This window comes from Actinomycetospora sp., from assembly GCF_036497245.1.
Classification (GTDB): Bacteria; Actinomycetota; Actinomycetes; order Mycobacteriales; family Pseudonocardiaceae; genus Actinomycetospora.
This window is the reverse complement of the sequence record NZ_DASXJS010000225.1, coordinates 1-6,268: the sequence shown is the minus strand read 5'-3', so window position 1 is coordinate 6,268 and position 6,268 is coordinate 1. Positions and strand designations below refer to the sequence as shown.

The 6,268-nt window shown below is 72.6% G+C and carries 10 protein-coding genes; 8 read left to right on the top strand and 2 right to left on the bottom strand.

Annotated elements, in window-relative coordinates; translation table 11 throughout:
- The 3 genes from VGI02_RS23670 to VGI02_RS23660 all read left to right on the top strand — a co-directional run.
- On the top strand, positions 1 to 378 hold a 378-nt coding region (locus tag VGI02_RS23670; RefSeq protein ID WP_331631487.1), incomplete at its 5' end, for a hypothetical protein.
- A 208-nt stretch (positions 379 to 586) separates the two neighbouring features.
- Positions 587 to 1,018, top strand: a complete 432-nt coding sequence (locus tag VGI02_RS23665) for a hypothetical protein (RefSeq protein ID WP_331631485.1) — start codon at positions 587 to 589, stop codon at positions 1,016 to 1,018.
- Positions 1,019 to 1,377: 359 nt separating this feature from the next.
- Positions 1,378 to 2,178: a hypothetical protein gene (locus VGI02_RS23660; RefSeq protein WP_331631483.1), complete on the top strand. Its 801-nt coding sequence runs from the start codon at positions 1,378 to 1,380 to the stop codon at positions 2,176 to 2,178.
- A 4-nt stretch (positions 2,179 to 2,182) separates the two neighbouring features.
- On the opposite strand, the gene VGI02_RS23655 is transcribed toward VGI02_RS23660, so the two are convergent.
- Both VGI02_RS23655 and VGI02_RS23650 read right to left on the bottom strand, forming a co-directional pair.
- On the bottom strand, positions 2,183 to 2,746 hold the full coding sequence (locus VGI02_RS23655) for an isochorismatase family protein (protein ID WP_331631481.1): 564 nt from the start codon (positions 2,744 to 2,746) through the stop codon (positions 2,183 to 2,185).
- Positions 2,747 to 2,786: 40 nt separating this feature from the next.
- The gene (locus tag VGI02_RS23650; protein ID WP_331631479.1) at positions 2,787 to 4,070 is read right to left on the bottom strand and encodes a nicotinate phosphoribosyltransferase; all 1,284 of its coding nucleotides are present in this window, start codon (positions 4,068 to 4,070) and stop codon (positions 2,787 to 2,789) included.
- Between the two features lie 71 nt (positions 4,071 to 4,141).
- On the opposite strand from VGI02_RS23650, the gene clpS reads away from it, so the two are divergent.
- From clpS to VGI02_RS23625, 5 genes are all read left to right on the top strand, one after another.
- Positions 4,142 to 4,489, top strand: a complete 348-nt coding sequence (clpS, locus tag VGI02_RS23645) for an ATP-dependent Clp protease adapter ClpS (RefSeq protein WP_331631477.1) — start codon at positions 4,142 to 4,144, stop codon at positions 4,487 to 4,489.
- Between the two features lie 3 nt (positions 4,490 to 4,492).
- Complete coding sequence (locus VGI02_RS23640; protein WP_331631475.1) at positions 4,493 to 5,080, top strand: DUF2017 domain-containing protein; 588 nt, start codon at positions 4,493 to 4,495, stop codon at positions 5,078 to 5,080.
- A gap of 21 nt (positions 5,081 to 5,101) precedes the next feature.
- Positions 5,102 to 5,614, top strand: a complete 513-nt coding sequence (locus VGI02_RS23635) for a M67 family metallopeptidase (protein WP_331631473.1) — start codon at positions 5,102 to 5,104, stop codon at positions 5,612 to 5,614.
- Between the two features lie 87 nt (positions 5,615 to 5,701).
- Complete coding sequence (locus tag VGI02_RS23630; protein ID WP_331631471.1) at positions 5,702 to 5,977, top strand: MoaD/ThiS family protein; 276 nt, start codon at positions 5,702 to 5,704, stop codon at positions 5,975 to 5,977.
- A 64-nt stretch (positions 5,978 to 6,041) separates the two neighbouring features.
- A partial coding sequence (locus VGI02_RS23625; RefSeq protein ID WP_331631469.1) for a pyridoxal-phosphate dependent enzyme occupies positions 6,042 to 6,268 on the top strand: 227 nt, incomplete at its 3' end.

Here is a 6,268-nt window from a genome sequence, read left to right as displayed (position 1 = left end):
GCGCTGGCCGTACCTCGCGTCGGCCCGTCCGAGGACTGCGGCGTCCGCGTGAACCGTCCGCACTTCAGCCGCCAGTACGGCGAGGTCCACACGCGGATCGAGAGCTTCTGCGTCGTCCCGGCGATGGCGAACACCGTCTCGGGGAAGACGTACCGGGCGCGCTTCTGGGGGTGGGAACTGGTCGGTGAGTCGGCGCCCGTGACGACCAAGCCTCCCGGTGCCTTCGTCCAGAACCATCGTGAGACCGTCACGGCTCCCTGTGAGCCCGGCTCGCGGTATCGGTACCGGACGGAGGCGTTCGGCACGGTGGTCCTGCCGAACGGGACCTATTCGGCGTCCGCGTACGAGGAGAATGATCAGGAGGTCCAGTGCTCCTGAGCGCCCGACATGGGAGGTGGCCGTGTCCGACATGGACGACCTGCTCGGGCGTCTCGTGAGGAGTGCGACCGTGCCACCGCGCGGTCGTTTCCGGGCCTCGGCGGTGATGACGACGGTCGAAGGCCCTCCACCCGCCGAGATACCACGCCGGTTCTCCCCGTTCCGGGAGGACGGCCCCCGCCGAACCGGAACCGTGGAGGTCGGATGCGTGCTCTCGGTCCTCGGTGATGGCCGGTGGGCTGTCGAGCGTGACGACGGCGGGTCGTACCGGCGCGATGCCGATCATCTCGTCCTGCGCCACCCGGGCCAGGAGCCTGTCGGCCTGGAGCTGGGCGACGCGCGCGCACCGATCGGCGGATGGCCGTACTGGGCTGAGCACTGGGTCGAGGATCTCGTCCTCCCACATCGGCTGGTGGGGCTGCTCGACGAGGTGCACGTCGTCGCCGGGGCTCCAGGGCGCACCCGATGGCGCGGCGGTGTCTCGCTCCGTCAACCGGAGGCGTACTCGGGCATCGCGCGCGAGGATGTGCTCGCGGTGGAGTTCACCGCCGACCTCGAGCGAGGAGTGATCGCGGAGGCGACAGCGACCACGTGGAACCACCACGTGGACCGCTACACCCTTGAGTGCCTAGACAGTTGATCAGGCTGAGCGCGACGCCGCAGCCGCCTGAGGTGCGCGGGCCGCCGCTCCGGACTCGTGATGGACTTCTGTGTGCCGGAATGCCCCGATCTGGGGCATTGCGCTCCACAGTTCTCGATCTCGGGACGGACCCCCGGACATGACCACGACTTCGGGAGCGACACGCGCAAGATTCGCGGCGACTCGCTCCCGAACTCCGGATCTGCGATCCACGGACCGGCGGGCGCCGCGTTCGGCATGATCATGTGCCTAGCGGGGCGCGGGTCGACCACGCCGGGCCGTCCACCCCGGGTCGGATCACCCGGGCCCGGGGCGGACGACGGATGTCCCCCGGCCGCGACCGGGAGCACGCTGGTCACATGGACGACGAGACGGCGGTGAGCACGCGCGAGCGCACGCACCACCGGCGCTGGTCGATCGTGTTCGGGGTGGCGGGGATCGCGCTGCTGCCGTGGATCGTGCTGATCTACCTCGGGCAGCCGCCCACGGCCGCCGTCGGGAACCTCGCCCTGGCGGCGGGCGGAGCGCTGACGGCGATCGCGGTCGGGCTCGTGGTCTGCGCGGTGCTGACCCTGCTCGACTCCGCGTACCTGGTGATGACGGCGAGTGCGACCGCGGCGCTCGCGCTGTGCGCCGGCTTCTTCCACGTGGTGACGGGGACGGCGACCGATCCTCGAGCCGCCGCCTTCATGACCGTGCTGGTCCTGGGGCCGGCCGCGGTGCTCTGCGGGGGCGTCGCCCGCCGCGAGGTGACTCCCGGGCGGCGGCGGACGTCGGACCGTGTGCTCGCCGTGCTCTTCATGGTCGCCGCCGTCGCCACGATCCTCGCCTGGGCCCGGACGGCCTCGGCGGGCTTCCCCGCGCAGAACGCCCACCACCTGAAACTGACCTGGATCGTCCTCGACGTCGCCGAGGCAGCAGCGCTCATCACGGCGGCCGTCGCCCTGCGCCTGCGGCCGCTCCTCGTCCCGGTCGCTGCGTCCGTGACTGGGGCGCTGCTGTTCTGCGACGTGTGGTTCAACGTCGTGGGTGCGGTCGGCGATGCACGGACCTCGGGCATCCAGATGGCCTTCGTCTCGATCCCGCTGGGGATCGCGGCGTTCGTGGTCGGCGCCGGAGAGGTCCGCCGGGACCCCGAAGCGTCCCGGCCCGCCCGGTGACGGGTCAGGCCCCGGCCAGCGTGACCCCAGCGGCGCGCATCTCGCCCAGCGCCCGCTCCGTCGTCTCCGGCGCGACCCCCACGGCCAGGTCCAGCAGCACCGTCGTCGAGAAGCCCTCACGGGCCGCGTCGAGCGCGGTGGCGCGCACGCAGTGGTCGGTGGCGATCCCGCACACCTCGACGAGGTCGACGTCGCGCTCGCGCAGCCAGTCGGCGAGCGTCTCCCCGGCACCCGACGACGCCTCGAACGCGGAGTACGCGGCGGTGAACCGGCCCTTGGAGAACACCTCCTCGACGCGGGCGACGTCGAACTCCGGGTGGAACGCCGCCCCCGCGTCGCCGACCCGGCAGTGCACCGGCCAGGTGTCGACGAAGTCCGGGCTCTCCGCGAAGTGCGCGCCCGGGTCCTGGTGGTAGTCGCGGGAGGCGATGACGTGGGCGTAGCGGCCGTGCTCGGCGCCGAGGTGCGCGCTGATCGCCGCTGCGGTGGCGGCCCCGCCCGCCACACCCATCGACCCGCCCTCGCAGAAGTCGATCTGGACGTCCACCACGATCAGCGCCCGGGCCATGGCGCCGACACTATCGAGCCGGCCGGACGGGCCGCCGGGATCAGAGCAGGAAGGTGGTCGGGATCGCCGGCTCGCCGCGGGAGAGCTTGAGCCCTTCCCAGGGGATCGCGACGAGGTTGCGCCGCAGGTGCTCGCGGGCGTCGGCGAGCGAGGGCAGCCCGGCCACCGGTTCGCCGCTCTTGACCAGCTCGACGGGCACCACGCGGTCGTGCTCGCCGACCTCGACGGCCGCTCCGAGCCGGTGCACCACCTCCTCGACGGCCGTCCCGGTCGGCTTGTGGCGGCGCACCGCCGACTTCGCCCCGCCGCGGGACTCCTTCGACGACGAGCGCTTCGCGACCGGGCGTCCCTCGACCTCCACGAGCTTGTAGACCATCCCCGCGGTCGGGGCGCCGGAGCCGGTCACCACCGCGGTGCCCACCCCGTACGCGTCCACCGGCTCGGCGCGCAGCCCGGCGATGGCGTGCTCGTCGAGGTCGCCGGAGAGCACCACCCGGGTGGAGGGCGCGCCCAGGGAGTCCAGCTGGGCCCGCGCGCGCTGCGCCATGACCCCGAGGTCGCCCGAGTCGATGCGCACCGCGCCCAGCTCCGGGCCGGCCACGCGGACGGCGGTCTCGATGCCCTCGGTGATGTCGTAGGTGTCGACGAGCAGCGTGGTGGAGACGCCGAGCGCCGCCACCTGGGCCCGGAACGCCTCCTCCTCGGTGTCGTGCAGCAGCGTGAACGCGTGGGCCGACGTGCCCGTCGTCGGGACGCCGTAGCGCGCGGCGGCCTCGAGGTTGGAGGTCGCGTCGAATCCCGCCAGGTAGGCCGCGCGCGCCGCGGCCACGGCGGCCTCCTCGTGGGTGCGCCGCGACCCCATCTCGATGAGCCGGCGCCCCGCGGCCGCGGTCGTCATGCGCGCCGCGGCGGAGGCGATCGCGCAGTCGTGGTTGAGGATCGAGAGCACGAGGGTCTCGAGCAGCACGCACTCGGCGAACGTCCCGGTGACCGTCACGATCGGCGAGCCCGGGAAGTAGAGCTCGCCCTCCGGGTAGCCGACCACGTCCCCGCCGAAGCGGAACGACGCCAGGTGCTCCAGCGTGCGGTCGGGGATCGCCCCGGTGGCACGCAGCGCGGCGATCTCGTCGTCGGCAAAGGAGAACCGGCCCAGCGCGTCGACCAGCCGGGCGACGCCCGCGACGACGCCGTAGCGGCGGCCGTGCGGCAGGCTGCGGGCGAAGACCTCGAACGTGCACCGGCGGTGTGCGGTGCCGTCGGCCAGTGCCGCGTCGAGCATCGTCAGCTCGTACTGATCGGTCATCAGCGCGGTGCCGCTCGTCATCCGTCCAGCCTAGAGCGCGCCCGGGGCGAGGGCGGGTGCATCCACCCGCGCCGAGCTGAGACGATGGGGACATGCGCGTGCACGTCGGGCAGGGAGGGCGGGGTCCTGGCGCCCCTGTGCGGCTCTCGGCGCCCGCGGAGCCCGCGTCGACGGTCGAGGAGCTCCCGGGCGAGCTCGTCGACGTCGACACCCCGTGGCAGACCATCGTGTGGAACGACCCGGTGAACCTCATGTCCTACGTGACCTGGGTGTTCCAGAAGCTCTTCGGCTACGACAAGGACAAGGCGACCGCGCTGATGCTCGACGTGCACCGCAAGGGACGGGCGACCGTCACCTCGGGCAGCCGGGACAAGGTGGAGGGCGACGTCGCCAAGCTCCACGCGGCGGGGCTCTGGGCGACGATGCAGCGGTCGTCGTAACCCGTGCGGACCTGGAAACGGCACGGCCGTGGTGAGCGCGCCCGCTACGTCGCCGTCCTCGACCCGCCGGAGGCGTCGGTCCTGCGCGGGCTCGTCGGGCAAGTCGACGACATGCTCTCCGGCCGGGCCGACGCGTCCCCGAGCGACGAGCTCTCCGCCCTGACCGGCATCCGCACCGGCCTCTCGACCGCCCCGGACGACCCGGTGCTCGCGCGCCTGCTCCCGGACTTCCACCGTCCCGACGCGGATCCGGGGCCTGACGCCGAGAGTGAGGCCCCCGACGGGGCCGCCCTGGCCGCGGCGCTGCGCTCGGTGCGGGAACCGGAGCTGATCGAGGCCAAGCGCGACGCCATCGCGATGATGCTGTCGTCGCTCCCCGCCGGGGGCGGGCGCGTCGAGCTCACCGCGCCGCAGGCCGACGCCTGGCTGACCGCCGTGAACGACGTGCGCCTGGCGCTGGGTACCGCGCTCGAGGTCAGCGAGGACATGCCCGAACAGCTCCCGCCCGAGGACCCCCGTGCCGACCACCTGCCCGTCTACCACTGGTTGACGTGGCTGCAGGACTCCCTCGTCACGGTGCTGCTCCCCTGAGTCCCACGTAAGGTTGGACCCGTGCTGGTGATCCGTGCCGACCTCGTCGAGCTGATGGTGGCGCACGCGCGCCGTGATCACCCCCGTGAGGCCTGCGGACAGCTGCTGGGCCCGGAGGAGAGCGACCGGCCCGAGCGCTACGCGCCGATGACCAACGCCGACGACACCGATGCCCAGGGCAGCGACTACCGCTTCGACTCCCAGGAGCAGCTCCGGGTGCACCGGGAGGCCATGGAGCGCGACGAGGAGACCGTCGTCGTCTTCCACTCGCACACGCGGGTGCCGCGCCGTCCGCTGACCGACTCCGGGATGCCCGAGGCATATCCGTCGGTCAAGGACATCGAGTACATGGGCCTGCAGCCCGGCGTGCACTTCGCGATCGTCGCTTTGGCGGGTCCCGACGCCGAGCCGGACCTGCGGTCGTTCCTGCTGAGTCAGGATGGCGAGGGCCGCGTCATCGAGGACGAGGTCCAGGTCGTGGAGAACTACATGTTCTCGCACACCGGCGTGGGAGACGTCCCCGACCGGGCCTGACCTCCCACGTCGCCGGTCCCGGAATTCCCGGGACTCGTGCGACGCTGTCTCCCGAGAGCACCAGAGCCGTCCCCAGGAGGAAACGCCGTGTCCGCCACCGTCTCGATCCCGACGATCCTGCGTACCCACACCGGTGGTGAGAAGCAGGTCAAGGCCGACGGGTCGACGCTGCAGGAGGTCATCACCGACCTCGAGGCCAACCACCCGGGCATCAAGGACCGGCTGGTCACCGACGGCGCGCTGCACCGCTTCGTCAACGTCTACGTCAACGACGAGGACGTCCGCTTCGCCGGCGGTCTGGACGCGCAGATCCCCGACGGCGGCACGGTGACGATCCTGCCCGCCGTCGCCGGCGGGCGCTGAGCCCCTCCCGGCCCCGGACCGTCGCGGTCCGGGCCGGGTCCACCCGTTCTGGAGCACACTTCCGATGGCGCGGTACGACTCGCTGCTCGACGCCCTGGGCGACACCCCGATGGTCGGGCTGCCGTCCTTCTCACCCGCACCGCACGTGCGGCTGTGGGCGAAGCTGGAGGACCGCAACCCCACCGGCTCGATCAAGGACCGCCCCGCGCTCCGCATGATCACCCAGGCCGAGGAGGACGGGCGGCTCACGCCCGGCACCACGATCCTCGAGCCGACCTCCGGCAACACCGG

What these genes read in the sequence shown, in the direction of transcription:
- clpS (WP_331631477.1), top strand. Translation starts at nt 4,142, where the DNA reads ATGCGCGTGCACGTCGGGCAGGGAGGGCGGGGTCCTGGCGCCCCTGTG.
- VGI02_RS23650 (WP_331631479.1), bottom strand. Translation starts at nt 4,070, where the DNA reads ATGACGAGCGGCACCGCGCTGATGACCGATCAGTACGAGCTGACGATG.
- VGI02_RS23655 (WP_331631481.1), bottom strand. Translation starts at nt 2,746, where the DNA reads ATGGCCCGGGCGCTGATCGTGGTGGACGTCCAGATCGACTTCTGCGAG.
- VGI02_RS23660 (WP_331631483.1), top strand. Translation starts at nt 1,378, where the DNA reads ATGGACGACGAGACGGCGGTGAGCACGCGCGAGCGCACGCACCACCGG.